This is a genomic window from Cohnella faecalis (genome assembly GCF_003570905.1).
Taxonomy (GTDB): domain Bacteria; phylum Bacillota; class Bacilli; order Paenibacillales; family Paenibacillaceae; genus Cohnella; species Cohnella faecalis.
Map to the genome: position 1 here is coordinate 74,198 of NZ_QXJM01000040.1, position 26,355 is coordinate 100,552.

Genomic DNA, 26,355 nt, shown 5'->3' on the forward strand with positions numbered 1-26,355 from the left:
GTTATTTTTTCATCGGGGATTTCTTTGCCCTCTATTTTTTCATTTCGCGGCAGATTTCATGCTGCCAGTCCTTATCTCGTCATCGAAGCGAAGCAATGATAGGTATATAACCCGGACAACCGGATATATGCGAAGCGTTGACGGCAAGACCAGTGCTCGAAGTCCGCCTGCTCCTGTGACGCTGAACGGACTTACTCTTCCTCAATGAACCACAGCTCAGCCAATCTTTTTCGTATAGGCACATCACATGGATCGAACATTCCCCCTCATGAGCCATTTATGGCAACGAGTGCATCTTACATAGCCTGCGTTAGCAGCTTTTGAGGTCGACTTATTTCCGCGGTTTCTCCCCTCCTTTCACAGACTAAAAAAGCGACCTCCCAAAAGGCAACTAGCCCCAGGAAAGATCGCCATTATTCGGATGGCCACGCTTTTTAGGCGCCGATTAGCTTACTAACCGAATGGCAGCATCTCGGCGAATTCATCTTCGAAGCGACGATCGGCCTCATCTCGGTCGGTCGGTGTAGATCGGAGCGACTTCGACGAGCGTCTGCTCGAGCGACGACGTTCACGCCGGAGCGCGCAATCGCATGATCGCTCGAGCAGTTCGCCCGACGTGATTGCCTCCCGCTCGGGTCGTTCCGGTCCCGGCGCCGCGAAGGGTCGAGCACGTCATACTTGTCTACTCGTCACGTACCACGGACGACCAGCCAGACGACGGCAATTCGCTTTAAGAGGCTCCGCGCACGACGAATGGGTGGAAGTGGATACCGATTGTGCGCATTACGTCAGTCTTCCTTCGAGCCGGAGCGGTGATGCCGAATTGATAGACGTTAGACGGACCCGATCAGCTCGGCGCTTTGGCGCAAAGGCGTCGAGTGGAGAGCGGCTCTCCTTCTTAGTCTTCGCGAAATCCGTTATGGGCGTCAAATGAAAGAATGCGAGATCCGGTACTTCTTGTACACCTCTTGAATAACGGGCCACGCTGACCAAGGTGCTTCGCCGCCCAGGGCCGACCGGAATTTTGCCGTCGTCCAGGACGCCGCGCACAAAACTCGCCGATGCATGTCTAGACTTTTGGCCGCATGCCGAACCCTTGCAGCAGCAAATCTCCGGCATCGAAGTATTCCAAATCTACAAGCTGCGATCCAGATAGGGGCTGTATTCCTCCAGCCGACGGACGCTTCCGCGAATGCGGGCCGGGGACCGAATCGGGGAGCGGACGCAAAGAAACGTTGTAATCATCGCATTTGCCGTAGATGACCGCCTTGGAGAGGCGTAATCGTCGAGCTGCAGATGAACAACTTGCCGGAATAGCTTGGGTAAAACGCATGAACTTGTGTTCCTCCTCTCAAGTAAAGGGAGCGACGGACGAGCGCGTTCCCGACGCATTTTTATTCGTCAAATCTTCCACGAACTTCGGCAGCGCGAAACGCGCCGCTTTGTGGCAGCGCGGCGATAGTATTTTCGTTCGAGCTCCAGAAAGCGCTCTCGTCGACTGCGAGCGGATCGTGCTTTTTTGCTGCCCATCGCTGAACGTCCACAGACCGCTTGGTGTAATCGGCACGTCGCCGCGATACCCGAAGAGATGGGGAACACTTTCTTACTCGCGGTTGACCTTGTGGATCAAAGTCCGGCTTTGAACCAACGGTTGTCCGTCTGCGCGACGAATAACCCGTCTTCCTTCAACGCCCGTAGATGCCTTGGTAGAAGCGCGAGTAAACAAGTTGACCGCTGGCGCCCATGCGGCTCGGTCGTGTCGCCTGATGACTCGTACGTATTTTTGTGATCGTGAATATGCATGAAAGCCGTCGTTCACAAGACTTCCACGCGCGAATCTTCCAGCTTTGCGGCAATCGAAGGAAGGTACTTCTTCGAATGCTCGAGGACTTTGCCGGTCGATGTCGACAAGGACGACTTTTTTCACTTTCGATGCTCAGCGCTTCGCGCACCGACGCCGCCGTCTCCTCCGCCAAACGATCAGCACGTGTCGGGTTCGAGTGGGTGAACAACGGCCACGTGGGCTACCATCTCTGATAGACGAACTCGTCTTTTTCGGTCGTCATGACGCTACCCGTCGAGAAGAGGCATGTTGCCCCATTCTTCCGTCTCAATCATGCAAGCTCTTGAAAGTCCGTCTGTTTCGTGGACGTGACGTTTGTTTAATTTCATCGTGATGCCGAATGGGCGCCGTCTGTTTCTCCGTATACCACAGTTTCCATCGAGGACGATGGATATCCCTTCTTTCTTCGAAAAATTCTCGTCGCTATTAATTGCAAACAAGGTATTATATAAAAAAGCTGCAAAATGCAACCGAATAGCCTCCTAACCTAACTTTTCCATACTGAAAAGGATACGGTTTCCGCAGGCGGAAGTTAGCGGCAGGGAGGTGCTTTCGTGACGTGCGAATTCGGAAAACCAAGCCTCCGAGAAGCCAAAAAAAATCGCGCTGGTCGGCCGGTAAACGCCACTTGGCTGGATGACGCTGTTCGCTTGCGTACGGCGGCGGCGGCGGATACGCTGCTTCGTTACGGCGCGCGGCGGCAGGCTCCGTGCCGCAGCCGACGCGAATTGCTGGGCGCGACCGCACCTAAATCGCCCAGCTTGAGGCGGCGTCAATCGACCCTCTGTTCGGCTCCGGATATTTGCCGTTGGTTGATCAAAGTACGCTCGCGGTTGAGGATCGGCGTTTCTACGAGCATTAGAGACTCCGACGTGAGAGGACTGGCGCGCGAGCCGCCTGGACCGACGTGCGTCACCTGTCCAAGCGGCAAGGAGCTGAGCACGCTAACCCAGCAGGCTCTCCGCTTTCCATGTCCGTCATGCGACAGAGTACAGGTTGCGGCGAGCTGCTGGTTAAGCGTGCTAGCCCTTGCCGTTTGGACAGCGTGAACGCACGTCGGTCCAAGGGGCGGCTTGGCGCGCCAGTCCTCTCAACGTCGACGCCTCTATGGCTCGTAGAAACGCCGATCCTAACCGCGAGCGTAGCTTGATCAACCAAGGCGAAATATCCGCGAGCCGAACAGAGCGTCGATTACGCCGCCCCAAGCTGGCCGCATTACCCGGTTTTGGGGTGGCCCCGCCGTCCGCGCCCGAGCAATTTGCGTTCGGCTGCGGCACGGAGCCTGCGCGCAGCGCGCCATTCGTAACGAAGCAGGACGTATCCGCGCCCGCCGCGTAAGCCAAGACCGAACAGCGTCATCCACGCCAAGTGGCGTCTTACCGCCGACCAGCGCCGATTTTTTTGGCTTCTCCGAAGGCTTGTTTTCCGAATTCGCACTCACGAAAGCACCTCCCCTGCCGCTAACTTCCGCCTGCGGAAACCGTATCCTTTCAGTATGGAAAAGTTAGGGGGAGGCTATTCGGTTGCATTTTGCCAGCTTTTTTATATAATACACTTGTTTGGCACATTATAGCGGACGAGCATTTTTCGAAGAAAGAAGGGATATCCATGTCCTCGATGGAACTGTGGTATACGGAGAAACAGACCGACAATTACGGCATCACGATGAAAATTAAACAAACGTACGTCCACGAACAGACGGACTTTAAGAGCTTGCAATGATTGAGACGGAAGAATGGGGCAACATGCTCGTTCTCGACGGTATGGTCATGACGACCGAAAAAGACGAGTTCGTCTATCACGAGATGGTAGCCCACGTGCCGTTGTTCACCCACCGAACCCGAGCACGTGCTGATCGTTGGCGAGGAGACGGCGGCGTCGTGCGCGAAGCGCTGAAGCATCCGAAAGTGAAAAAAGTCGTCCTTGTCGACATCGACGGCAAAGTCATCGAGCATTCGAAGAAGTACCTTCCTTCGATTGCCGGCAAGCTGGAAGATCCGCGCGTCGAAGTCATTGTGAACGACGGCTTCATGCATATTCACGATCACAAAAATACGTACGACGTCATCATGGCCGACACGACCGAGCCGATGGGCCAGCGGTCAACTTGTTTACTCGCGGCTTCTACCAAGGCATCTACGAGGCGTTGAAGGAAGACGGCTTATTCGTCGCGCAGACGGACAACCCGTGGTTCAAAGCCGACTTGATCCAAAGCGTCAACCGCGATGTAAAAGAAGTGTTCCCTCTCGTTCGGGTATACGCGGCGAACGTGCCGACTTACCCAAGCGGTCTGTGGACGTTCACGATGGGCAGCAAAAAGCACGATCCGCTCGCAGTCGACGAGAGCGCCATTCTGGAGCTCGACACGAAATACTACTCGCCGCGCCTGCACAAAGCGGCGTTCGCGCTGCCGAAGTTCGTGGAAGATTTGACGAAATAAAATGCGATCGGGGAACGCGGCTCGTCCGTCGCTCCCCTTTTACTTGAGAGGAGAACACAAGTTCATGCGTTTACCCCAAGCCTATTCCGGCAACGTGTTCATCTGCAGCTCCGACGATTACGCCTCCTCCAAGGCGGTCATCTACGGCATGCCGATGGATTACACCGTTTCTTTCCGTCCGGGCTCCCGATTCGGTCCGGCCGCATTCGCGAAGCGTCCGTCGGGCTGGAGGAATACAGCCCTATCTGGATCGCAGCATTGTAGATTTGGAATACTTCGATGCCGGAGATTTGCTGCTGCCGTTCGGCAATGCGGCCAAAAGTCTCGACATCATCGCCGAGTTTGTGCGCGGCGTCCTGGACGACGGCAAAATTCCGGTCGGCCTGGGCGGCGAGCACCTGGTCACGTGGCCCGTTATTCAAGAGGTGTACAAGAAGTACCCGGATCTCGCGATTCTTCATTTTGACGCCCATACGGATCTTCGCGAAGACTACGAAGGAGAGCCGCTCTCCCACTCGACGCCTTTGCGCAAAGCGGCCGAGCTGATCGGTCCGTCTAACGTCTATCAATTCGGCATCCGCTCCGGCTCGAAGGAAGACTGGACGTATGCGCAGCAATCGGGTATCCACTTCCACCCATTCGTCGTCGCGGAGCCTCTTAAGAGCGAATTGCCGTCGCTGGCTGGTCGTCCCGTGTACGTGACGATCGACATCGACGTGCTCGACCCTTCCGCGGCGCCGGGCACCGGAACGACCGAGGCGGGAGGCATCACGTCGGGCGAACTGCTCGAAGCGATCCATGCGATTGCGCGCTCCGGCGTGAACGTCGTCGGCTTCGACCTCGTCGAAGTCGCTCCGATCTACGATCCGACCGAGATGACGCCGATCGTCGCTTCGAAGATGATTCGCGAGATGCTGCTCGATTCGTTAAGTAAGCCTAATCGGCTAAAAAGCGTGCCATCGAATAATGAAGCGATCTTCCTGGGGCTAGTTGCCTTTGGGAGGTCGCTTTTTTAGTCTGTGAAAGGAGGGGAGAACGCGGAAATAAGTAACTCAAAGCTGCTAACGCAGGCTATGTAAGATGCACTCGTTGGCCATAATGGCTCATGAGGGGGATGTTCGATCCATGATGATGATGCCCATATACGAAAGATTGGCTGAGCTGTGGTTCATTAGGAGAGTACGTCCGTTCAGCGCACAGGAGCAGGCGGACTTCGAGCACTGTCTTGCCGTCAACGCTTCGCATATATCCCGGTTGTCCGGGTTATATAACCTATCATTGCTCGCTTCGATGACCGAAGATAAGGACTGGCAGCATGAAATCTGCCGCGAAATCGAAAAAATAGAGGGCAAAGAAATCCCCGAATGAAAAAATAACCAAAAATTCGACAAAATGTGCTACAATCCTCACATTATTAGATATAAATGTTCACCTAAGAGGAGAGAGACCTATGTTCGATTGGTTAGGTTTCAAAAAGGGGTTGCCGTTGTGGCGGTCGTATCGTTTGAATGCCGGTCTCAAAGAGGATGTCGAAAATATTTTTGAAGGGATTGCCGAGACGAGGGTGCAGCTGCTTGCCGATTGGGCGGGTGAGTGTTGGCTGCATCTGGAGCGTCTTCGCGATCAACTGGATTCCGTCGGAGATGGATCGGCCGGAGAGGGAATCAAGCGGCTGCTAGCCGGAACCTACTCGCGCGCGGCGGATTTTACCGAAATTTTTATTTTGGACAAGCCGGGCGCGGTCGTCTTCTCTACCTATGCTCCGCACATCGGCGTCGGGTACGGAGAGGGATCGGTGCTGGCTTCGGGCTTGAACTACGCTCGCTCTGACGGCAAGAATGGGAGACCGTGCTTGTTCGGTCCTTATGCGGACCCGACGACGCTTGCGATCGGTCCGCGATCTTCTTCCTTCCATGACAAAATGACGCTGATGTTCATTTTTCCGATTATGAAAGACGGCCGATGGGAAGGGGCGATAGGAGCGCGGGTTCCGAACGATGTCATCGGCGATTTGATCCAGCGGGAATCCGGCCATGTGTACCCCGATTCCGGCGATAATTATCTTTTCATGGCGAAGGCGGAATTGAACGTGCACATCGTGCCGGGGACGGCGCTTTCGCGAAGCCGGTTCGAGGACCGAACCTTTACGCACGGGGAAAATTTGAAGGACGGCGTGACGACGGATTGGGGCACGGTATCGGTGAAGGAGCATACCGAGCTGGAGCTCATGTTCACGGACCCGGCGACCGGACAGCTGCATCCCGGCGTAGCGAATACGATTCGCAATGGTCACAATTTGTTCGTGGAATTCCCGGGGTATTCCGACTATCGGCATATTTCCGTAATCGGGAAGGGCGTAACATTCAAGCTTCCGCATTGCCCGGATTTGTGGGGGATGATGTGCGAAGGGGATTTGGAAGAGGTCTATCGAGGGCGGGGCATCGCGTATCGACAGCTTCGACCGCATATTTGGCTGACGGTCGCAAGCGCGGTTTTGGCTGCCGCCCTTGTCTACTTGATCGCTTTGTCCGCATCCGTTCCCGTTATCGCCTTGTGCGCCTTTGCGTTTAATCTTGCGTTCGGATTCGTGACGATCGGAGCTATTCACGGGAGAAGCCGCCGGAAGGTCGTCGATCCTCTGCTCCGAATCAATCGGTTCATCCGGATCAACGCGGAGGGCAAGGGGGATTTGACCCAAAGGCTCGACACGGCTCAATTCGAGAACGACGAAACGCGCGATTTGGCCAAATGGATCAATAATATGATCGATTCGCTGGAAGGCATTATGATGAAAGTAAAGCTGGCGGCGTCCGACGTGACGGAGAGCCAGCGGCTGCTCGGCGAATCTACCGTAACGACCGCGCAGTCCATCGATCGGGTAAGCGGGCGCATTCACGATATGGTGCGAAGCATTCGTCGGCAGCTGAAGGATATCGACGTGGCCAAAGGGGTGGCGGACGAGGCGCGCGAGACGCTCCAGCTATTGGAGCAAAAAGCTTCGGAGCAAATTACGGTCGCTCAAAGCGAGGTCGGGCGGATCGGGGACAAGATGTCCCATATTTCGGATCGGGTCGCGGATACGAACGGGACGATTCGGGTATTTCGGGATACCGCACACGAAATTCGCAGCGTGCTTACCGTTATCGAAGAAATTTCCGCTCAGACTCACTTGCTCGCTTTGAACGCTTCGATCGAAGCGGCAAGGGTAGGTGAGCACGGCAGAGGCTTCGCCGTCGTCGCTTCGGAAATTCGCAAGCTGTCGGAGCTGACGAAGCAATCGACGGAAGAGGTTCACGAGATTATCGAGAAGCTGTCTCTTCATGCGCAAGAAGCTTATGCTTCCATGGAGGAAGGGACGCGCGTAGTGGAAGAGGGAACCGAGCTTGTCGCTGCGGCTGTAGAGACGCTCGGAGCTGCGAAGGCGGATGACTCCCAGAAGGCGCGAATTATCGACGAGGTCGTCGTGCTGATGGAGAAGATCGCGGCGGTCAGCCAAGATAACCGTTCCATCTCTTCGGAGGTGGAAGGGAAGGTTCAAGAGCTGCAAGCGGATATCGTGGACGTTCGCCACACTTCGCGCAACGTAGAAGCGATTACCGCGTTAATGGAGCAGCTCGTCGGGCAATTCCATTTAACGGAGACGCGCAAACGGTAATTAGGCGGAGAGCGTTCTTGCTTTTTTTGACGGCTTCCCTATAATAAAGGCATAACTGTAACTTGCGATGATCGGGACAGTACGCCAATGAATGGAACGAACAGCGAGCCGGGGCGGTGGGAGCCGGCGGTTTCCAGCGTGGCGGAAGCGCACCCGGGAGTTGACGGCTTGAAGGCGCGGCGAACGCGCTGGTAGGGCTGTCCGGTCACACCGTTATCGTGTTCGAGCGGCTTTCTATTGCGTAACCTCGCGGTTATCGGGAAAGCCAGAAGAGTGGCACCGCGGACTTAGCCTCCGTCTCTTGTATTGAGACGGGGGCTTTTTATTTTTTTCAGGCGAGAAGGGGGGAAATCCTTTGCCGAGGGATGGAGCTTCGGACGAGAAAGCTCTCGTCCGAATCCGATTGGAAAGCGATGCAGGCGGCGAGAAACAAGAACAGTCGCTGGAAGGCGAATGGTACTCCAAAAACCGGACGATCTATTTGCGCTATGAGGAAACCGAAGGAGCGAACCTTGTCAGGACGCTGCTGTCCTGGAAGGACGGGCGACTGCGGCTGGTACGCCAGGGCGATGTCGAATCGGAACAAATTTTTTCGGCGGGAGGCCGGCATTCCGGCTATTACCGCTCGGACAATGTCCAATTCCGTTGGAGACGGAGACGTCTTTTCTCCGAATCGTAAGCTCGGGAGGAGAAGGGCCGGGGGATCAGACGCCTAGTCCGAAGCTTCCGATGCTGCTCGAATGGCATTACACGCTCCGAATTGCGGGCGAGGATGCGGGGCTGTTCGTCATACGGCTTCATGCCGAATCTATAGAGAACGACTAGGGAGGATCACTACTTATGAACGCATTGGAGAAATTGCAGCAAGCGGTGAGCGAAGCGTTGGCGGAAGCGGCGTTGGCGGGAGGGCTCATAGAGAATCGGGAAGAGCTTCCGGCTATTGCGCTGGAAGTGCTAAGGAAAAAAGCCATGGCGATCTCGCCACCAATCTGGCGATGCAACTGACGAAAATCGCGAAGAAAAACCCGCGCCAAATCGCGGAAACGATTATCGCCCATCTCGACAAGAGCCGCGCGTGGATTCAATCTGCGGAAATCGCGGGCCCAGGCTTCATTAACTTCCGTCTCGACAAAAGCTATCTTTATCCGGTTGTCGAGGAGGTTCTGCAGCAAGGGGAGCGCTATGGCTCGGTTGCGGCTGGCGGAGGCCAGTCCGTCCAGGTTGAATTCGTCAGCGCGAATCCGACGGGCAGCCTGCATCTCGGGCATGCGCGCGGAGCGGCAGTGGGCGATGCGCTTTGCAACGTGCTGGACTTCGCCGGCTACAAGGTGACGCGCGAGTATTACATTAACGACGCGGGCAACCAGGTCAACAATTTGGCGAAGTCGATCGAAGCCCGTTATCGCCAGGCGCTCGGACAAGAAGCCGAAATGCCGGAGGACGGCTACTACGGAGAAGACATCGTCGGTTTTGCGAAGGAGTTGGCGGAGCGGGAAGGCGACAAGCTTCTGTCTTTGGAGGATAAGGCGAGATTCGAATTTTTCCGCACGTACGGACTGGAGAAGGAGCTTGACAAAATCAAGCGCGATCTCGGTCGCTTTGGCGTCCGCTTCGACGAGTGGTATAGCGAGACTTCGTTGTACGAAACCGGTAAAGTGGTGGAGGCGCTGGACGCGCTTCGCGCGAAAGGTCAAGTGTACGAGCAGGACGGAGCGGTGTGGCTGTCCTCGACGACGTTCGGCGACGACAAGGACCGCGTGCTTGTGAAAAATGATGGCAGCTATACGTATTTGACGCCGGATGCCGCGTATCATATGGATAAGTACAGTCGCGGCTACGATCGGATGATCAACATCTGGGGCGCCGACCATCACGGCTATATTCCGCGGGTGAAGGCGGCGATGGCGGCGCTTGGCAACGATCCGGATAAGCTGACCGTATTGATCGCACAGATGGTGAGCTTGTTCCAGAACGGCGAGAAGGTGAAGATGTCCAAGCGGACCGGTAAGGCGGTTACGATGGAAGATTTGATGGACGAAGTCGGCGTCGATGCCATCCGTTACTTCTTCACGATGAGAAGCATGGATTCCCATCTCGATTTCGACATGGATCTGGCCGTCTCGACGTCCAACGAGAATCCGGTATTCTACGTGCAATATGCACATGCGCGCATTTGCAGCATTTTCCGCCAAGCGGAGGAGCAGGGAGTTGCTTTGTTGCCGCTTGCCGAGACGAAGCTGGATCGTCTGACGACGGAGCACGAGCTTGATTTGCTTCGCAAAATGGGCGAGCTTCCGGAGACGATCGCCGACGCCGCGCGGATTTATGCGCCGCATGCGATCATCCGCTATGTGTACGAACTGGCGGCGCTGTTCCACAGTTACTATAGAGCGGAACGCGTAATTACCGAGGATGCGGAGCAGAGCAAGCCATTTTGCGAGCAAATCAAGCTCGTGCTCCGTCGTCAGACGATCCAGCTTCGTCTCGGCAAGCGGCAACAAAGCAACTCCCTGCTCCTCCGCTTGGCGGAAAATGCTGCAAATGCGCGCATGTGCATATTGCACGTAGAATCCGGATTCTCGTTGGACGTCGAGACGGCCAGATCCATGTCGAAATCGAGATGGGAATCCATGCTTCTCATCGTGAAGAAGTAACGGATGGCATCGACGCCGACTTCGTCATCAAATCTTCCATCGTAACCGCCTTACCGGTCCGCTTGACATCTTCACTTCTCGCCGTTCTGGAACAAGCTCACCATCTGTGCGATCAATACGGTCAGCTTATCCGGATCGTTGCCAAGCGCCGCCATCGCCGCCTTCACCCGCGGAATATAGCCGTGATGGTCGGCGCCCCAGATGTTGATCATCCGATCGTAGCCGCGACTGTACTTATCCATATGATACGCGGCATCCGGCGTCAAATACGTATAGCTGCCATCATTTTTCCACAAGCACGCGGTCCTTGTCGTCGCCGAACGTCGTCGAGGACAGCCACACCGCTCCGTCCTGCTCGTACACTTGACCTTTCGCGCGAAGCGCGTCCAGCGCCTCCACCACTTTACCGGTTTCGTACAACGAAGTCTCGCTATACCACTCGTCGAAGCGGACGCCAAAGCGACCGAGATCGCGCTTGATTTTGTCAAGCTCCTTCTCCAGTCCGTACGTGCGGAAAAATTCGAATCTCGCCTTATCCTCCAAAGACAGAAGCTTGTCGCCTCCCGCTCCCCAACTCCTTCGCAAAACCGACGATGTCTTCTCCGTAGTAGCCGTCCTCCGGCATTTCGGCTTCTTGTCCGAGCGCCTGGCGATAACGGGCTTCGATCGACTTCGCCAAATTGTTGACCTGGTTGCCCCGCGTCGTTAATGTAATACTGCGCGCCACTTGTAGCCGGCGAAGTCCAGCACGTTGCAAGCGCAGGCCTGGTCCGCGCGCATGCCCGAGATGCAGGCTGCCCGTCGATTCGCGCTGACGAATTCAACCTGGACGGACTGGCCTCCGCCAGCCGCAACCGAGCCATAGCGCTCCCTTGCTGCAGAACCTCCTCGACAACGGATAAAGATAGCTTTTGTCGAGACGGAAGTTAATGAAGCCTGGGCCCGCGATTTCCGCAGATTGAATCACGCGGCGGCTCTTGTCGAGATGGGCGATAATCGTTTCCGATTTGGCGCGGGTTTTTCTTCGCGATTTTCGTCAGTTGCATCGCCAGATTGTGGCGAGATCGCCATGGCTTTTTTCCTTAGGCACTTCCAGCGCAATAGCCGGAAGCTCTTCCGATTCTCTATGAGCCCTCCCGCCAACGCCGCTTCCGCAACGCTTCGCTCACCGCTTGCTGCAATTTCTCCAATGCGTTCATAAGTAGTGATCCTCCCTAGTCGTTCTCTATAGATTCGGCATGAAGCCGTATGACGAACAGCCCCGCATCCTCGCCCGCAATTCGGAGCGTGTAATGCCATTCGAGCAGCATCGGAAGCTTCGGACTAGGCGTCTGATCCCCCGGCCCTTCTCCTCCCGAGCTTACGATTCGGAGAAAAGACGTCTCCGTCTCCAACGGGAATTGGACATTGTCCGAGCGGTAATAGCCGGAATGCCGGCCTCCCGCCGAAAAAATTTGTTCCGATTCGACATCGCCCTGGCGTACCAGCCGCAGTCGCCCGTCCTTCCAGGACAGCAGCGTCCTGACAAGGTTCGCTCCTTCGGTTTCCTCATAGCGCAAATAGATCGTCCGGTTTTTGGAGTACCATTCGCCTTCCAGCGACTGTTCTTGTTTCTCGCCGCCTGCATCGCTTTCCAATCGGATTCGGACGAGAGCTTTCTCGTCCGAAGCTCCATCCCTCGGCAAAGGATTTCCCCCCTTCTCGCCTGAAAAAAATAAAAAGCCCCCGTCTCAATACAAGAGACGGAGGCTAAGTCCGCGGTGCCACTCTTCTGGCTTTCCGATAACCGCGAGGTTACGCAATAGAAAGCCGCTCGAACACGATAACGGTGTGACCGGACAGCCCTACCAGCGCGTTCGCCGCGCCTTCAAGCCGTCAACTCCCGGGTGCGCTTCCGCCACGCTGGAAACCGCCGGCTCCCACCGCCCCGGCTCGCTGTTCGTTCCATTCATTGGCGTACTGTCCCGATCATCGCAAGTTACAGTTATGCCTTTATTATAGGGAAGCCGTCAAAAAAAGCAAGAACGCTCTCCGCCTAATTACCGTTTGCGCGTCTCCGTTAAATGGAATTGCCCGACGAGCTGCTCCATTAACGCGGTAATCGCTTCTACGTTGCGCGAAGTGTGGCGAACGTCCACGATATCCGCTTGCAGCTCTTGAACCTTCCCTTCCACCTCCGAAGAGATGGAACGGTTATCTTGGCTGACCGCCGCGATCTTCTCCATCAGCACGACGACCTCGTCGATAATTCGCGCCTTCTGGGAGTCATCCGCCTTCGCAGCTCCGAGCGTCTCTACAGCCGCAGCGACAAGCTCGGTTCCCTCTTCCACTACGCGCGTCCCTTCCTCCATGGAAGCATAAGCTTCTTGCGCATGAAGAGACAGCTTCTCGATAATCTCGTGAACCTCTTCCGTCGATTGCTTCGTCAGCTCCGACAGCTTGCGAATTTCCGAAGCGACGACGGCGAAGCCTCTGCCGTGCTCACCTACCCTTGCCGCTTCGATCGAAGCGTTCAAAGCGAGCAAGTGAGTCTGAGCGGAAATTTCTTCGATAACGGTAAGCACGCTGCGAATTTCGTGTGCGGTATCCCGAAATACCCGAATCGTCCCGTTCGTATCCGCGACCCGATCCGAAATATGGGACATCTTGTCCCCGATCCGCCCGACCTCGCTTTGAGCGACCGTAATTTGCTCCGAAGCTTTTTGCTCCAATAGCTGGAGCGTCTCGCGCGCCTCGTCCGCCACCCCTTTGGCCACGTCGATATCCTTCAGCTGCCGACGAATGCTTCGCACCATATCGTGAATGCGCCCGCTTACCCGATCGATGGACTGCGCGGTCGTTACGGTAGATTCGCCGAGCAGCCGCTGGCTCTCCGTCACGTCGGACGCCGCCAGCTTTACTTTCATCATAATGCCTTCCAGCGAATCGATCATATTATTGATCCATTTGGCCAAATCGCGCGTTTCGTCGTTCTCGAATTGAGCCGTGTCGAGCCTTTGGGTCAAATCCCCTTGCCCTCCGCGTTGATCCGGATGAACCGATTGATTCGGAGCAGAGGATCGACGACCTTCCGGCGGCTTCTCCCGTGAATAGCTCCGATCGTCACGAATCCGAACGCAAGATTAAACGCAAAGGCGCACAAGGCGATAACGGGAACGGATGCGGACAAAGCGATCAAGTAGACAAGGGCGGCAGCCAAAACCGCGCTTGCGACCGTCAGCCAAATATGCGGTCGAAGCTGTCGATACGCGATGCCCCGCCCTCGATAGACCTCTTCCAAATCCCCTTCGCACATCATCCCCCACAAATCCGGGCAATGCGGAAGCTTGAATGTTACGCCCTTCCCGATTACGGAAATATGCCGATAGTCGGAATACCCCGGGAATTCCACGAACAAATTGTGACCATTGCGAATCGTATTCGCTACGCCGGATGCAGCTGTCCGGTCGCCGGGTCCGTGAACATGAGCTCCAGCTCGGTATGCTCCTTCACCGATACCGTGCCCCAATCCGTCGTCACGCCGTCCTTCAAATTTTCCCCGTGCGTAAAGGTTCGGTCCTCGAACCGGCTTCGCGAAAGCGCCGTCCCCGGCACGATGTGCACGTTCAATTCCGCCTTCGCCATGAAAAGATAATTATCGCCGGAATCGGGGTACACATGGCCGGATTCCCGCTGGATCAAATCGCCGATGACATCGTTCGGAACCCGCGCTCCTATCGCCCCTTCCCATCGGCCGTCTTTCATAATCGGAAAAATGAACATCAGCGTCATTTTGTCATGGAAGGAAGAAGATCGCGGACCGATCGCAAGCGTCGTCGGGTCCGCATAAGGACCGAACAAGCACGGTCTCCCATTCTTGCCGTCAGAGCGAGCGTAGTTCAAGCCCGAAGCCAGCACCGATCCCTCTCCGTACCCGACGCCGATGTGCGGAGCATAGGTAGAGAAGACGACCGCGCCCGGCTTGTCCAAAATAAAAATTTCGGTAAAATCCGCCGCGCGCGAGTAGGTTCCGGCTAGCAGCCGCTTGATTCCCTCTCCGGCCGATCCATCTCCGACGGAATCCAGTTGATCGCGAAGACGCTCCAGATGCAGCCAACACTCACCCGCCCAATCGGCAAGCAGCTGCACCCTCGTCTCGGCAATCCCTTCAAAAATATTTTCGACATCCTCTTTGAGACCGGCATTCAAACGATACGACCGCCACAACGGCAACCCCTTTTTGAAACCTAACCAATCGAACATAGGTCTCTCTCCTCTTAGGTGAACATTTATATCTAATAATGTGAGGATTGTAGCACATTTTGTCGAATTTTTGGTTATTTTTTCATTCGGGGATTTCTTTGCCCTCTATTTTTTCGATTTCGCGGCAGATTTCATGCTGCCAGTCCTTATCTTCGGTCATCGAAGCGAGCAATGATAGGTTATATAACCCGGACAACCGGGATATATGCGAAGCGTTGACGGCAAGACAGTGCTCGAAGTCCGCCTGCTCCTGTGCGCTGAACGGACGTACTCTCCTAATGAACCACAGCTCAGCCAATCTTTCGTATATGGGCATCATCATCATGGATCGAACATCCCCCTCATGAGCCATTATGGCCAACGAGTGCATCTTACATAGCCTGCGTTAGCAGCTTTGAGTTACTTATTTCCGCGTTCTCCCCTCCTTTCACAGACTAAAAAAGCGACCTCCCAAAGGCAACTAGCCCCAGGAAGATCGCTTCATTATTCGATGGCACGCTTTTTAGCCGATTAGGCTTACTTAACGAATCCGAGCAGCATCTCGCGAATCATCTTCGAAGCGACGATCGGCGTCATCTCGGTCGGATCGTAGATCGGAGCGACTTCGACGAGGTCGAAGCCGACGACGTTCACGCCGGAGCGCGCAATCGCATGGATCGCTTCGAGCAGTTCGCCCGACGTGATGCCTCCCGCCTCGGTCGTTCCGGTGCCCGGCGCCGCGGAAGGGTCGAGCACGTCGATGTCGATCGTCACGTACACGGGACGACCAGCCAGCGACGGCAATTCGCTCTTAAGAGGCTCCGCGACGACGAATGGGTGGAAGTGGATACCCGATTGCTGCGCATACGTCCAGTCTTCCTTCGAGCCGGAGCGGATGCCGAATTGATAGACGTTAGACGGACCGATCAGCTCGGCCGCTTTGCGCAAAGGCGTCGAGTGGGAGAGCGGCTCTCCTTCGTAGTCTTCGCGAAGATCCGTATGGGCGTCAAAATGAAGAATCGCGAGATCCGGGTACTTCTTGTACACCTCTTGAATAACGGGCCACGTGACCAGGTGCTCGCCGCCCAGGCCGACCGGAATTTTGCCGTCGTCCAGGACGCCGCGCACAAACTCGGCGATGATGTCGAGACTTTTGGCCGCATTGCCGAACGGCAGCAGCAAATCTCCGGCATCGAAGTATTCCAAATCTACAATGCTGCGATCCAGATAGGGGCTGTATTCCTCCAGCCCGACGGACGCTTCGCGAATGCGGCCGGGACCGAATCGGGAGCCCGGACGGAAAGAAACGGTGTAATCCATCGGCATGCCGTAGATGACCGCCTTGGAGGAGGCGTAATCGTCGGAGCTGCAGATGAACACGTTGCCGGAATAGGCTTGGGGTAAACGCATGAACTTGTGTTCTCCTCTCAAGTAAAAGGGGAGCGACGGACGAGCCGCGTTCCCCGATCGCATTTTATTTCGTCAAATCTTCCACGAACTTCGGCAGCGCGAACGCCGCTTTGTGCAGGCGCGGCGAGTAGTATTTCGTGTCGAGCTCCAGAATGGCGCTCTCGTCGACTGCGAGCGGATCGTGCTTTTTGCTGCCCATCGTGAACGTCCACAGACCGCTTGGGTAAGTCGGCACGTTCGCCGCGTATACCCGAACGAGAGGGAACACTTCTTTTACATCGCGGTTGACGCTTTGGATCAAGTCGGCTTTGAACCACGGGTTGTCCGTCTGCGCGACGAATAAGCCGTCTTCCTTCAACGCCTCGTAGATGCCTTGGTAGAAGCCGCGAGTAAACAAGTTGACCGCTGGGCCCATCGGCTCGGTCGTGTCGGCCATGATGACGTCGTACGTATTTTTGTGATCGTGAATATGCATGAAGCCGTCGTTCACAATGACTTCGACGCGCGGATCTTCCAGCTTGCCGGCAATCGAAGGAAGGTACTTCTTCGAATGCTCGATGACTTTGCCGTCGATGTCGACAAGGACGACTTTTTTCACTTTCGGATGCTTCAGCGCTTCGCGCACGACGCCGCCGTCTCCTCCGCCAACGATCAGCACGTGCTCGGGGTTCGGGTGGGTGAACAACGGCACGTGGGCTACCATCTCGTGATAGACGAACTCGTCTTTTTCGGTCGTCATGACCATACCGTCGAGAACGAGCATGTTGCCCCATTCTTCCGTCTCAATCATTGCAAGCTCTTGAAAGTCCGTCTGTTCGTGGACGTACGTTTGTTTAATTTTCATCGTGATGCCGTAATTGTCGGTCTGTTTCTCCGTATACCACAGTTCCATCGAGGACATGGATATCCCTTCTTTCTTCGAAAAATGCTCGTCCGCTATAATGTGCCAAACAAGTGTATTATATAAAAAAGCTGGCAAAATGCAACCGAATAGCCTCCCCCTAACTTTTCCATACTGAAAGGATACGGTTTCCGCAGGCGGAAGTTAGCGGCAGGGGAGGTGCTTTCGTGAGTGCGAATTCGGAAAACAAGCCTTCGGAGAAGCAAAAAAATCGGCGCTGGTCGGCGGTAAGACGCCACTTGGCGTGGATGACGCTGTTCGGCTTGCTTACGGCGGCGGGCGGCGGATACGTCCTGCTTCGTTACGGCGCGCTGCCGGCAGGCTCCGTGCCGCAGCCGACGCAATTGCTGGGCGCGGACGGCACCGTAATCGCCCAGCTTGAGGGCGGCGTCAATCGACGCTCTGTTCGGCTCGCGGATATTTCGCCTTGGTTGATCAAAGCTACGCTCGCGGTTGAGGATCGGCGTTTCTACGAGCATAGAGGCGTCGACGTGAGAGGACTGGCGCGAGCCGCCTGGACCGACGTGCGTCACCTGTCCAAGCGGCAAGGAGCTAGCACGCTAACCCAGCAGCTCGCCCGCAACCTGTACTTGTCGCATGAACGGACATGGAAGCGGAAGCTGAAGGAAGCCTGGTATGCGGCGCGGCTGGAGCAGACGTATACGAAGGACGAAATACTCGAGCTCTATCTCAACCAAATTTATTACGGGCACGGCGCATACGGAGCGGAAGCCGCATCCCGTCTCTATTTCGGCAAATCGGCGAAGGAGCTCACGCCGGCGGAGAGCGCCTTGCTCGCAGGCATCCCGAAAGGGCCCAGCTATTATTCCCCGCATCGGCACCCCAAGGAGTCGCGCCAACGCAGACAAACGGTGCTGCAGGTCATGAAAGATACCGGCGTGATCTCCTCCGCGACGGCAGATGAAGCTTCCCACACGGCCGTCTCGGTCCGTCCGCTGCCGGAAGAGCCAGAAGGAACCGCCCCGTATTTTGCCGACTATGTGTTAAAAATAGCCGAAAGCAAGCTCGGCATCGACGAAAGGCTGCTGCACGACGGCGGACTCGTCATCCGCACGACGCTCGACGCGGACATGCAGCGAAAAGCCGAGGAAGCCATTCGCGACGGCCTGCCGCCGAAGTCCGAGCTGCAAGGAGCGCTCATCGCCATCGATCCGCGCAACGGATACATCAAGGCGATGGTCGGCGGCCGCAGCTATCGCGGCAATCAATATAACCGCGTCTTCGCCTCGACCCGCCAGCCGGGCTCATCGTTCAAGCCGATCGTCTATGCGGCTGCGCTGGAGCGGCGGATCGTTACGCCGGCGACTCGGTTCCGGAGCGAGCCGACGATTTTCTATTACGACAACGATCGAAAAATATACCAGCCCAGCAACTACGCCGACCGTTACTTCCGCACGGAAATCGGGATGCGCCAAGCGATCGCCGCTTCCGACAACATTTTCGCGGTGAATACGATTATGCAGACGGGGGCCGAATCGGTCATCGCCATGGCGCGAAGGCTGGGCATCGGCTCTCCGCTCAAAGCCGTTCCTTCGCTTGCTCTCGGTACTTTTCCAATCAGTCCGTTCGAGATGGCTTCCGCCTTCTCGGCTTTCGCCAACGGAGGATTCAAATATACGCCCCTTGCCGTTCTGAGCATTCGGGATAGCAAGGGCAACACCCTGTATGAAGCTCATCCGCGCGGCGAGCAGGTTATCTCCCCTGCCCTCGCGTTCGTAACGACCCAACTGCTGGAGAGCGTGTTCCAAAAAGGCGGCACGGCCTACCGGGTATCGAGGCTGCTTGCCAGACCCGTCGCGGGCAAGACGGGAACGACCGACTCCGACGCCTGGACGGTCGGCTACACGCCGGAGCTGGCGACCGCCGTCTGGCTCGGCTATGACAAAGGAAGAGCCATTACTTCCGGCGAAGCGCATCGGGCGGCTCCCATTTTCGCCAATTTCACCGAATCGGCCCTCTCCGGCTCCGCTTCGCCCGGCTTGTTCACCATGCCGGAAGGAGTCGTCACCGCGTTGATCGACCCGGTTACAGGCTTGCTCGCAACGGACGGCTGCCCGAATCCCGTGCTCGAAACGTTCCTCTCCGGAACGGAGCCTTCGGCCTCCTGCTACGTACACGGCTCTGCAAAAGAGAAGACCGGCGGCACCGCCAGTCAAAAATCGGGAGCGTGGTGGAAAAAGCTGAGGCATTGGTGGAACTAAAGCCGATCTTGCGGCTTCCTCTTAACAGAAACTTAACGGTTTCCAACACATTTTGCTAACACTTTGCCCCTACACTTAGACCTACATACTAGTGTAGCGAGGTGCTTTCAGCTGTTTAAGTTCTTAAGACGCAAAAGCTTGATGTTTTCGAGCTCCTTGGTACTGGCATTCCTGTTTCTGTGCGTCATCTCCGTGATGGTGTGGGGCTCTACATTGCCCAGAAAAATGCCGCCTTCCACGAATTCGAACAGATCGGAGACAAGCTCCGCACGCAGGCGCAAGCCAACGTCAGCTTAATCTTACCGATGGCGCAGGCTTTCGACGCAAACCAAGAGCCGCCCGCCGACGAAATGGAAATTTTGAAGAAGCTGCTCGACGGCATGACGGACCCCGACCTGCTGACCAACTCTTACTATTTATCGGCGAATAAAATCGATAAAGACGGGACGGCCTACCTTAAGACGCTCCAAGTAAGCCAATCGCTAACCGACAAGCAATTCGTCGCAGGCAAGGAGTTTCCGGCGTCGGACGTTCTGTTGAAAGCCTTCGACGAGTCCGCCAAGGGCCATTCCGAGCTCACCGCCTCCTATCAAGACGAGCTTGGCTCGTGGATAACATACATAGCGCCCGTCCAAGACGAGGACGGGGATCCGGTAGCCTACTTCGCGATTGACTTCGATTACGATAAAGTCGAAAAGCAGATGAGCACGCTGCTTCTGCGCGCCGTCTTGTTCGGTATCATAGTCGCATTAATCGCGATTGGGCTCGTCATCTTCCTCATTCGAATGGCCGTTCGCCCGCTGCGCCTTTTGGCAGCGAATGCGAAAGAGGCGGCCAAAGGCAATCTGACCGTCTCCGTGCCCGTTACCAACGGCAACGAAATCGGCCAAGCGTCAGCCTCCTTCAACGAAATGATAGGCAGTCTCCGCGAGCTGGCGATCAACATTAAGCAGACTTCGGCGGAAGTGTCCGTATCCTCCCGCAGCCTGAAGGAGACGGCGAGCCAGACAGCTCAAGCAACGAACGAAATTACCGAAGCGATTCAGAACGTCGCCACGGGCACTGAGACGCAGCTCGGAAGCTCGCAGGAATGCCAGCGCGCCATGTCGGAGATGGCCGGCGGAATCCAGCGGATCGCCGAATCCGCCTCCGTCGTCTCCGATCTTGCGGTCAACACGGCGGACCTCGCTGCGGAAGGCGACACCGTCATTACCCGTACCGTCAAACAAATGCAAACGATCGAGTCTCACGTCTTCACCGCCTCCGATTCGATGCGCGAATTGAACGATTCGAGCGACAAGATCGAGGATATTCTTTCCCACATTTCCGAAGTCGCCAATCAAACCAATCTGCTCGCCTTGAACGCATCCATCGAAGCGGCGCGCGCCGGCGAACACGGCAAAGGCTTCGCCGTCGTCGCTCACGAAATCCGGAAGCTTGCCGAGCGCTCCAAGGAATCCTCGGAGGAAATCGTAGCGATTCTGCATTCGATCGGAATCCGCTCGAAGCAGGTCGCCGCCTCCTTGGCCGTGACGGCAGAAGAGACGCGAATCGGCTCGGAGCTGGCAGTCACTTCGGGCGAATCGTTCCGCTCCATCCTGCTCTCGGTCAAGCAGGTGTCCGAGCAAGTGCAGGAAGTGTCCGCTTCGTCGCAGCAAATGTCCGCCAGCAGCGAACAAATAGCCGCCTCGCTAGAGGAGCTCGAACGGATCGCCCAAACCTCGTCCGCCCACTCGCAGCAGGTTGCGGCCGCCTCCGAGGAGCAGTTGGCCTCCGTCGAAGAAATCGCCAGCGCCTCGGAGCAGCTCCGCTCGATGGCCGGCGATCTGAATGAAGCCGTCAGCCGGTTCGCAGTGTAGGCCGACGCGAATATATTGCAAAAAAGCGAGCAGGTAAATTCCCCGCTCGCTTTTTTGCAGCTTTCCCGCCGCTCCTTGGCACCTTGGGCGCTTCGAGCCTGCCTGGAGTCGGGCACCCCGCCTTACGCACACCCACCAAACCATTTAGCCTTACAGCAGCCGGTTACTCTCACCTTTTGCGCCCCACCAAACCATTTAGCCTTACAGCAGCCGGTTACTCTCACCTTTTGCGCTCCCACCAAACCATTTAGCCTTACAGCAACCAGTTACTCTCACCTTTTGCGCCCCACCAAACCATTTAGCCTTACAGCAACCGGTTACTCTCACCTTTTGCGCCCCACCAAACCATTTAGCCTTACAGCAGCCGGTTACTCCCGCCTTTTGCGCCCCACCAAACCATTTAGCCTTACAGCAACCAGTTACTCTCACCTTTTGCGCTCCCACCAAACCATTTAGCCTTACAGCAACCGGTTACTCTCACCTTTTGCGCTCCCTCTAGACCATCTAGCCTTACAGCAGCCGGTTACTCCCGCCTTTTGTGCTCAATCTAGACCATCTAGCCTTACAGCAGCCGATTACTCCCGCCTCTTGCGCTCCAGGCCGCATTTTACAATGTCGTGTATTTTTTACATCGCTTAGAGGAACTTTTTCTACTGTTACTCGTCTACAGATTGGTGCTAATTCCGAAACGAAGTGGGCGATGCGCTTTGAGAGAAAAGAAGAAGATTAACGAAATCAATATCGTCCGTGCGTTCGCCATCTTGGCGGTGCTAATCATCCACGCAACGGCGGGCGCCAGATCCAACGTTCCGTGGGGAAGCGCGTCCTCGCCGTTCTACATCACGGTAAACCAGCTCAGCACGTTCGCGGTTCCGCTTTTCATTATGATAACCGGGCTGGTTCTATTTTACAGATACTATGATAATTGGACCTGGGAGCAAGCTCTGACGTTTTATAAAAAAAGAATTCAATACATCGTCCTGCCCTATTTGATATGGTCAATATTTTATTACGTTTATAATCAAGCTGTGTACAACCATGAGGTTTCATTCGATATCGAAGCGCTCAGCCAGCAATTATTGTGGGGACGAGCGGGGTATCACCTTTATTTTATGGTTATCATTATACAATTTTACGCGGCATTTCCGTTGATCTTGACCCTTTTTCGTAAAATGCGATTAAGCGCGCGGAAAGTGATCGGAGCCGGCCTGCTCGTTCAAACCGTCTTTTATATTCTTCACTATTGGATCGGGCCGTTTGCCCATAAGGCTGCCTTGATGCCGAATTACTTTCTCGTCTTCTGCGTTGGCGCCGCCATCGGAATGAGCTATCAACGGTTTACCGAGCTTGCCGGACATCTTTGGTGGACTTTCGCCGCAAGCGTCGCGGTAGGATTCACGACTGTCTTGATCGGCCTCGCCTCTCGAAGCGGCGCCCACTACTGGCCGCCGGTATATGCCGTTTTATTTAATCTGTATGCGATTCTCGTCGGCTTCAGCGCGCTTTGGATCGCACAGAAGCTGGACGCTCGCGCATCGGCCGCTTCGAAGCTCGCGAACGCTTTCGGAGCTTTGGCCTTCGGGATCTATCTCATCCATCCTGCCGTCCTAACGCTCTGGAGGCAAATTTACAACCCCGATCCGCAGCAATCCGTTTACCACCTTTATAATTTAGCAAGCTTAATGATTATCATCATCGTGCCTTGGGCAGTCGCAAAGCTGATCAAACAATCCAAACACCATTGGCTGCTGTTCGGAAAATCATAGTGCTGCCGGTCTGTGGAAGGTAAGAGCCGCAGCTCCGGTTGAAAAGGCGATTCAACACCACGCTTGCCTCAAAAACGGCTATCGCCCTCTACGTTGCCTTCTTGGCAAGGTGGAGGGCGATCTTCTTTGTGTTTACGACTGAGCTAGGGGGATAGCGGCCGGACGTCAGTCCTGCAAAGTATCGCTGCCCCCTGTCGGCTCAACCGCCAAAGCGAACTTAACGACTCTGCTGAGCGCTGCGGGAAGCACGCTAGTGTGTTCCTCTTCGGCAAATTTGACGAAGGATGCCCGAAACGTAGAGAGGGTCTCAGCCGCTCGATCAGCGTCTCCGAGTCTGCGACCATGTCGGCCAGCTCTTCCGCTCCGATCGTCAGCAGCAGCCGCGCCTGGGCGGCGAACGACCCGAATTCGTCTGCGAAACGCTCCAACCCTTCAAGATCGCATAGTTCCCCACCAAATGGAGGGGCTGCCCGCCGCATAATTCGCGAACAGCCCCGTTCTGGCAAAAAGGGCGTGCAACACGAACAGCCCTCCGAGCGAATGTCCGAAAATCGTCTGCCGCGCGGAATCGACTTCAAATCGCGTCCCCACGAAAGGGAACAGCTCGAACTCCAGAAAGTCGAGAAACCGATCCGCCCCGCCGCTCTCCGGCCACGGACATCCATCCGGACGTACGGGCAAAGTTCCCTCCTCGGCGGGTATCGTAAAATCGAAGCATCTCCGAGTCATGTCGAACGGTTCGCCCGAAGGATAACCGATACCGACGACAATAGCGGGATCGTAGCCGTGCGGCTTGCGCGTCTGCAGCCGAACCGCTTCCGCCAGCGTGAAGAAGGTCGCGTCCCCGTCTAGGGCGAAGATAATCGGATAGCCGCCGGGCGGAGGGGGATCGGCAGGTCTAGCGATCAGAATGCGATATTCCCGCCCATTTTTCTCCGACAGAAGCAGATGCTCTTCGCTGCCTGCGATGCGGACGCCCGGAGCTTCGGCCCCGATCATGGTGCGAGCAGGCGGACGGTTTCGTCAATGACGTTGCCGCTGGCAATCAAGCCGCCGTAGAGCCATGATTCGTCCTGCACCTCGTACACATTCCCGTTCTTCACTTGCTTCATGCCTTTCCACAAGGCGCTTTCGGTCAATTCCTTCAGAAAAGCATTCCCGGTTTGGGAATCGTTGACGAGAAAAATATAATCGGCGTCCAGCTCGGGCAAAATTTCAAGCGACAAGTCCGCGCTGCTCTCGTGCTCGACCAGCTTGATCTTGCCGAAGCCGAGATCGTGCGCAAGGACGTAACCGCCGTAGTAATCCCCTCCGAGCAGGAACATGCCTCTGGCGTTAAAACGGATGATTACCGCTTTCTTCCCATCGGCAGCAGCAGCCAGCTTTGTTTTCGCCTGATCGACCTTGCTGCGGTAGTCTTCCAGAGCCGTCTCGGCTTCGGCGGATTTGCCGAACAGCTCTCCCAGTTTGCGGAGGGAGGTTTCGATATCCGTTGCCGCGTTGCTAAACACGTAAGTCGGAGCGATCTTCGCATACTTCTCGTACACTCCGTTTTCCGCATAGTACGAATTGTTCAAAACGATCAAATCGGGCGCGTACGACATGACGGTTTCCGGCGTCGGCAGCCCCGCCGCGAAGTCCGCTTTCGGAACGCTGGCCATTCGCTCCTGCAGGTAGGCGGGAACGACATTGCCGTTCGCCCATTGAGCAACCGGCGTAACGCCCAGCACTAACAAAGAATCCTCCAGCCCCGGGGCGAAAATGCGCACGGGAGCCGCAGGCAGCTTCACCTCGTGCCCAAGCTCATCTTGGAAGCTTTGCGGATAGACGGCAGCGGATGCCTGAGCGCTCGACTCGACAGCGGACGGTGCTTCGGAGGAAGCCGGAGCGGTTGCTGCGGGAGGGCCCGCAGAGTCGTTATCGGAGCTGCAAGCGGCAAGCAAGCCTGCACACAGCACAGTACAGAGCACGATAAGCTTGCCGGCTCTGCGGACATTCAGTGACCAAGAAAAACGATTGATAAACACATAAACCCTCCTTCAAATGATAACCATTCTCAGTAAATGATTATAGTTCAGAGGAGATCGAGCCGCCATGGACGGAAGCCGGATCGTAGTTTGGACATTTTCCGGTTATTATCATCACCATCTCATCCATCATTCGGTCGATCGAGAGGGCGGAGTATTCATACCACGGGTCGGAAGGAATGAGATGGACCTGGCCCTTGCCGACCGCATTCAGCGCGCGCCATCTGGGGGAATGCTGGATAGCAAGCCATCCGGCGCGAGTCTCCGCGTCGGACAGACGAGCAGCAGCACGCGGTCGGGATTCAGCCGGTCGATCGCAGCAAGGTCGGTCGGCTCGTTGTAGAGGTCGGCTTCGGGGGAGAATAGGCCGGATTCAGCCCCAAATCGCGATATACGACATCGCGTATTCCTTGGTTGCAATACAAATGAAACGTATTGCCCCACAGCCGCAGCGCGACGAACGTCTCTTTTCCGGTTAGCCGCTCAACGTCCCGGCGCGCCAGATCGGCCTTGTGTCGGTAAGCGCCGATCCAGGCCTCGCATCGCTCCTCCTTGTCGAGAAAGGATGCGATCCGGCGAAGCTTCCCGATCCAATTATCCTGTTCGGCAGGCACGAACAAGGGAAGAGCCGATCTCTCCAGCGCATCCGGCAAGCCGGAGTCCGAAGGGCGCTCATGGCTGACGACGATGTCGGGGCGGCTTTTGAGCAGCGTCTCCGTATCCTCGGAAAAGTCGCCATCGCCGGGCTTCAGGTGGAACGGGATGCGTGAAGCGTATGAATGATAGTAATAAGCCGTCCATTTGGCATCCAGAGGGGCGGCGACAGGAACGATGCCGAGCGCCAGCAAGTATCCGATCGAAGAGGGCGAGAGAACGGCGATCCGATGTTTGGAATTGCGCAGGTAGGCGGAAGGGGCGAAGCCGACCTCTTTCTTGAACTTGCGGCTGAAATAGAACTCGTCGCTGTAGCCGACTTTGCGCGCGATGTCCCGCAGCAGCTCGTCCGTCTCCCGCAAATAGCGCTTGGCATGGCGAATCCGCACCTCGGTTATGTAGTCCATAGCGCTTTGTCCGAACCTTTTTTTGAACAGTTCCCCAAAATATTTCGGGCTCAGCCTGGCCTTGTCGGCCAACAGATCGATTGTTATAGCCTCGTCATAATGTTCTGCAATATAGACGCGCGCTTCTTCGATCGCTTCCATCCGCGCAAGCTCCCCCATCCGGCTTGTCATGCTCATCCCCCCTCTTAATTGAGAATCGTTATCAATAATATATAAGCCAAATTATAGCGGAACCCCCTCCTCATTGCAAAAAGAATGAAAGCCCCACATCGTGAAGACGCTCGGCCAAACGTGCA

24 protein-coding genes, 3 pseudogenes and 2 other annotated features are annotated in these 26,355 nt (G+C 55.9%); of the genes and pseudogenes, 13 read left to right on the top strand and 14 right to left on the bottom strand.

Annotation, left to right across the window (positions count from 1 at the left end):
- Positions 1–1,069: 1,069 nt before the first annotated feature.
- Both D3H35_RS32730 and D3H35_RS34960 read right to left on the bottom strand, forming a co-directional pair.
- On the bottom strand, positions 1,070–1,333 hold the full coding sequence (locus tag D3H35_RS32730) for a hypothetical protein (RefSeq protein WP_233568073.1): 264 nt from the start codon (positions 1,331–1,333) through the stop codon (positions 1,070–1,072).
- 18 nt (positions 1,334–1,351) lie between these two features.
- A pseudogene (locus D3H35_RS34960) lies at positions 1,352–2,236 on the bottom strand (spermine/spermidine synthase domain-containing protein).
- Positions 2,237–2,397: 161 nt separating this feature from the next.
- Here D3H35_RS34960 and D3H35_RS21755 point away from each other — a divergent pair.
- Positions 2,398–2,892 (top strand): hypothetical protein, encoded by a 495-nt coding sequence (locus tag D3H35_RS21755; RefSeq protein WP_119151320.1) that lies wholly within the window; start codon positions 2,398–2,400, stop codon positions 2,890–2,892.
- A 166-nt stretch (positions 2,893–3,058) separates the two neighbouring features.
- On the opposite strand, the gene D3H35_RS21760 is transcribed toward D3H35_RS21755, so the two are convergent.
- Complete coding sequence (locus D3H35_RS21760) at positions 3,059–3,280, bottom strand: hypothetical protein (protein WP_119151321.1); 222 nt, start codon at positions 3,278–3,280, stop codon at positions 3,059–3,061.
- A 281-nt stretch (positions 3,281–3,561) separates the two neighbouring features.
- Here D3H35_RS21760 and D3H35_RS34965 point away from each other — a divergent pair, with 281 nt between their 5' ends.
- From D3H35_RS34965 to argS (D3H35_RS21790), 8 genes and pseudogenes are all read left to right on the top strand, one after another.
- Positions 3,562–3,993, top strand: coding sequence for a spermine/spermidine synthase domain-containing protein (locus D3H35_RS34965; protein ID WP_411675164.1), 432 nt, complete (start codon positions 3,562–3,564; stop codon positions 3,991–3,993).
- Complete coding sequence (locus D3H35_RS34970; protein ID WP_411675165.1) at positions 3,951–4,283, top strand: spermine/spermidine synthase domain-containing protein; 333 nt, start codon at positions 3,951–3,953, stop codon at positions 4,281–4,283. The genes D3H35_RS34965 and D3H35_RS34970 overlap by 43 nt, the downstream gene beginning before the upstream one ends.
- 158 nt (positions 4,284–4,441) lie before the next feature.
- On the top strand, positions 4,442–5,299 hold the full coding sequence (gene speB, locus D3H35_RS21770) for an agmatinase (protein WP_233568142.1): 858 nt from the start codon (positions 4,442–4,444) through the stop codon (positions 5,297–5,299).
- 109 nt (positions 5,300–5,408) lie between these two features.
- Positions 5,409–5,651, top strand: a complete 243-nt coding sequence (locus tag D3H35_RS21775; RefSeq protein WP_199728583.1) for a DUF7667 family protein — start codon at positions 5,409–5,411, stop codon at positions 5,649–5,651.
- Positions 5,652–5,733: 82 nt separating this feature from the next.
- Positions 5,734–7,938, top strand: coding sequence for a methyl-accepting chemotaxis protein (locus D3H35_RS21780; protein WP_119151322.1), 2,205 nt, complete (start codon positions 5,734–5,736; stop codon positions 7,936–7,938).
- Between the two features lie 58 nt (positions 7,939–7,996).
- Positions 7,997–8,243: a binding site (T-box leader), on the top strand.
- Between the two features lie 50 nt (positions 8,244–8,293).
- On the top strand, positions 8,294–8,617 hold the full coding sequence (locus tag D3H35_RS21785) for a YwiB family protein (protein ID WP_119151319.1): 324 nt from the start codon (positions 8,294–8,296) through the stop codon (positions 8,615–8,617).
- A complete protein-coding gene (locus tag D3H35_RS30410) occupies positions 8,584–8,763 on the top strand; it encodes a hypothetical protein (RefSeq protein ID WP_147355912.1) in 180 nt (59 codons plus the stop codon). The genes D3H35_RS21785 and D3H35_RS30410 overlap by 34 nt, the downstream gene beginning before the upstream one ends.
- A 15-nt stretch (positions 8,764–8,778) precedes the next feature.
- Positions 8,779–10,367, top strand: a pseudogene (gene argS, locus D3H35_RS21790) (arginine--tRNA ligase); the annotation flags it as partial.
- 3 nt (positions 10,368–10,370) lie between these two features.
- On the opposite strand, the pseudogene argS (D3H35_RS32735) reads toward argS (D3H35_RS21790), so the two are convergent.
- From argS (D3H35_RS32735) to speE, 8 genes and pseudogenes are all read right to left on the bottom strand, one after another.
- Positions 10,371–11,791 (bottom strand): annotated as a pseudogene (gene argS / locus D3H35_RS32735) (arginine--tRNA ligase); the annotation flags it as partial.
- A 15-nt stretch (positions 11,792–11,806) separates the two neighbouring features.
- The gene (locus tag D3H35_RS21815; RefSeq protein WP_119151327.1) at positions 11,807–12,277 is read right to left on the bottom strand and encodes a YwiB family protein; all 471 of its coding nucleotides are present in this window, start codon (positions 12,275–12,277) and stop codon (positions 11,807–11,809) included.
- A 50-nt stretch (positions 12,278–12,327) separates the two neighbouring features.
- Positions 12,328–12,573, bottom strand: a binding site (T-box leader).
- A gap of 58 nt (positions 12,574–12,631) precedes the next feature.
- Entirely contained in the window at positions 12,632–13,597 is a 966-nt protein-coding gene (locus D3H35_RS34260) for a methyl-accepting chemotaxis protein (RefSeq protein ID WP_325050128.1), read from the bottom strand.
- Positions 13,594–13,989: a hypothetical protein gene (locus tag D3H35_RS34265; protein ID WP_325050129.1), complete on the bottom strand. Its 396-nt coding sequence runs from the start codon at positions 13,987–13,989 to the stop codon at positions 13,594–13,596. Before D3H35_RS34265 ends, D3H35_RS34260 begins: the two co-directional genes overlap by 4 nt.
- A gap of 26 nt (positions 13,990–14,015) precedes the next feature.
- The gene (locus D3H35_RS34270) at positions 14,016–14,834 is read right to left on the bottom strand and encodes a PDC sensor domain-containing protein (RefSeq protein WP_147355915.1); all 819 of its coding nucleotides are present in this window, start codon (positions 14,832–14,834) and stop codon (positions 14,016–14,018) included.
- Between the two features lie 82 nt (positions 14,835–14,916).
- The gene (locus D3H35_RS21825; RefSeq protein WP_199728583.1) at positions 14,917–15,159 is read right to left on the bottom strand and encodes a DUF7667 family protein; all 243 of its coding nucleotides are present in this window, start codon (positions 15,157–15,159) and stop codon (positions 14,917–14,919) included.
- A 191-nt stretch (positions 15,160–15,350) separates the two neighbouring features.
- Positions 15,351–16,223, bottom strand: coding sequence for an agmatinase (speB, locus tag D3H35_RS21830; protein WP_119151328.1), 873 nt, complete (start codon positions 16,221–16,223; stop codon positions 15,351–15,353).
- 64 nt (positions 16,224–16,287) lie between these two features.
- Entirely contained in the window at positions 16,288–17,115 is an 828-nt protein-coding gene (speE, locus tag D3H35_RS21835) for a polyamine aminopropyltransferase (protein ID WP_119151898.1), read from the bottom strand.
- A gap of 257 nt (positions 17,116–17,372) precedes the next feature.
- On the opposite strand from speE, the gene D3H35_RS21840 reads away from it, so the two are divergent.
- The 3 genes from D3H35_RS21840 (at position 17,373) to D3H35_RS21850 (ending at position 22,971) form a co-directional block, all read left to right on the top strand.
- Entirely contained in the window at positions 17,373–19,346 is a 1,974-nt protein-coding gene (locus D3H35_RS21840; RefSeq protein WP_119151899.1) for a transglycosylase domain-containing protein, read from the top strand.
- Between the two features lie 200 nt (positions 19,347–19,546).
- Complete coding sequence (locus D3H35_RS21845) at positions 19,547–21,205, top strand: methyl-accepting chemotaxis protein (protein WP_119151329.1); 1,659 nt, start codon at positions 19,547–19,549, stop codon at positions 21,203–21,205.
- A 707-nt stretch (positions 21,206–21,912) separates the two neighbouring features.
- Positions 21,913–22,971 (top strand): acyltransferase, encoded by a 1,059-nt coding sequence (locus tag D3H35_RS21850; RefSeq protein WP_158594222.1) that lies wholly within the window; start codon positions 21,913–21,915, stop codon positions 22,969–22,971.
- Positions 22,972–23,403: 432 nt separating this feature from the next.
- Here D3H35_RS21850 and D3H35_RS21855 read toward each other — a convergent pair whose 3' ends face one another.
- Positions 23,404–23,970, bottom strand: coding sequence for an alpha/beta hydrolase (locus D3H35_RS21855; protein WP_233568075.1), 567 nt, complete (start codon positions 23,968–23,970; stop codon positions 23,404–23,406).
- On the bottom strand, positions 23,967–24,998 hold the full coding sequence (locus D3H35_RS21860) for an ABC transporter substrate-binding protein (RefSeq protein ID WP_233568076.1): 1,032 nt from the start codon (positions 24,996–24,998) through the stop codon (positions 23,967–23,969). Before D3H35_RS21860 ends, D3H35_RS21855 begins: the two co-directional genes overlap by 4 nt.
- A gap of 67 nt (positions 24,999–25,065) precedes the next feature.
- Between D3H35_RS21860 and D3H35_RS21865 the strand changes: the two genes are divergently transcribed.
- Complete coding sequence (locus tag D3H35_RS21865) at positions 25,066–25,341, top strand: hypothetical protein (RefSeq protein WP_119151331.1); 276 nt, start codon at positions 25,066–25,068, stop codon at positions 25,339–25,341.
- On the opposite strand, the gene D3H35_RS21870 is transcribed toward D3H35_RS21865, so the two are convergent.
- Positions 25,301–26,230 (bottom strand): helix-turn-helix domain-containing protein, encoded by a 930-nt coding sequence (locus D3H35_RS21870; RefSeq protein ID WP_158594223.1) that lies wholly within the window; start codon positions 26,228–26,230, stop codon positions 25,301–25,303. The genes D3H35_RS21865 and D3H35_RS21870 overlap by 41 nt on opposite strands.
- Positions 26,231–26,355: the final 125 nt, after the last annotated feature.

Coding starts and splice junctions, on each gene's coding strand:
- D3H35_RS32730 (WP_233568073.1), bottom strand. CDS start 1,333: ATGCGTTTTACCCAAGCTATTCCGGCAAGTTGTTCATCTGCAGCTCGA.
- D3H35_RS21825 (WP_199728583.1), bottom strand. CDS start 15,159: ATGATGATGATGCCCATATACGAAAGATTGGCTGAGCTGTGGTTCATT.
- D3H35_RS21780 (WP_119151322.1), top strand. CDS start 5,734: ATGTTCGATTGGTTAGGTTTCAAAAAGGGGTTGCCGTTGTGGCGGTCG.
- D3H35_RS21775 (WP_199728583.1), top strand. CDS start 5,409: ATGATGATGATGCCCATATACGAAAGATTGGCTGAGCTGTGGTTCATT.
- D3H35_RS34270 (WP_147355915.1), bottom strand. CDS start 14,834: ATGTTCGATTGGTTAGGTTTCAAAAAGGGGTTGCCGTTGTGGCGGTCG.
- D3H35_RS21865 (WP_119151331.1), top strand. CDS start 25,066: ATGGACGGAAGCCGGATCGTAGTTTGGACATTTTCCGGTTATTATCAT.
- D3H35_RS21870 (WP_158594223.1), bottom strand. CDS start 26,230: ATGACAAGCCGGATGGGGGAGCTTGCGCGGATGGAAGCGATCGAAGAA.
- speB (WP_119151328.1), bottom strand. CDS start 16,223: ATGCGTTTACCCCAAGCCTATTCCGGCAACGTGTTCATCTGCAGCTCC.
- D3H35_RS34965 (WP_411675164.1), top strand. CDS start 3,562: ATGATTGAGACGGAAGAATGGGGCAACATGCTCGTTCTCGACGGTATG.
- speE (WP_119151898.1), bottom strand. CDS start 17,115: ATGGAACTGTGGTATACGGAGAAACAGACCGACAATTACGGCATCACG.
- D3H35_RS21855 (WP_233568075.1), bottom strand. CDS start 23,970: ATGATCGGGGCCGAAGCTCCGGGCGTCCGCATCGCAGGCAGCGAAGAG.
- D3H35_RS21840 (WP_119151899.1), top strand. CDS start 17,373: ATGACGCTGTTCGGCTTGCTTACGGCGGCGGGCGGCGGATACGTCCTG.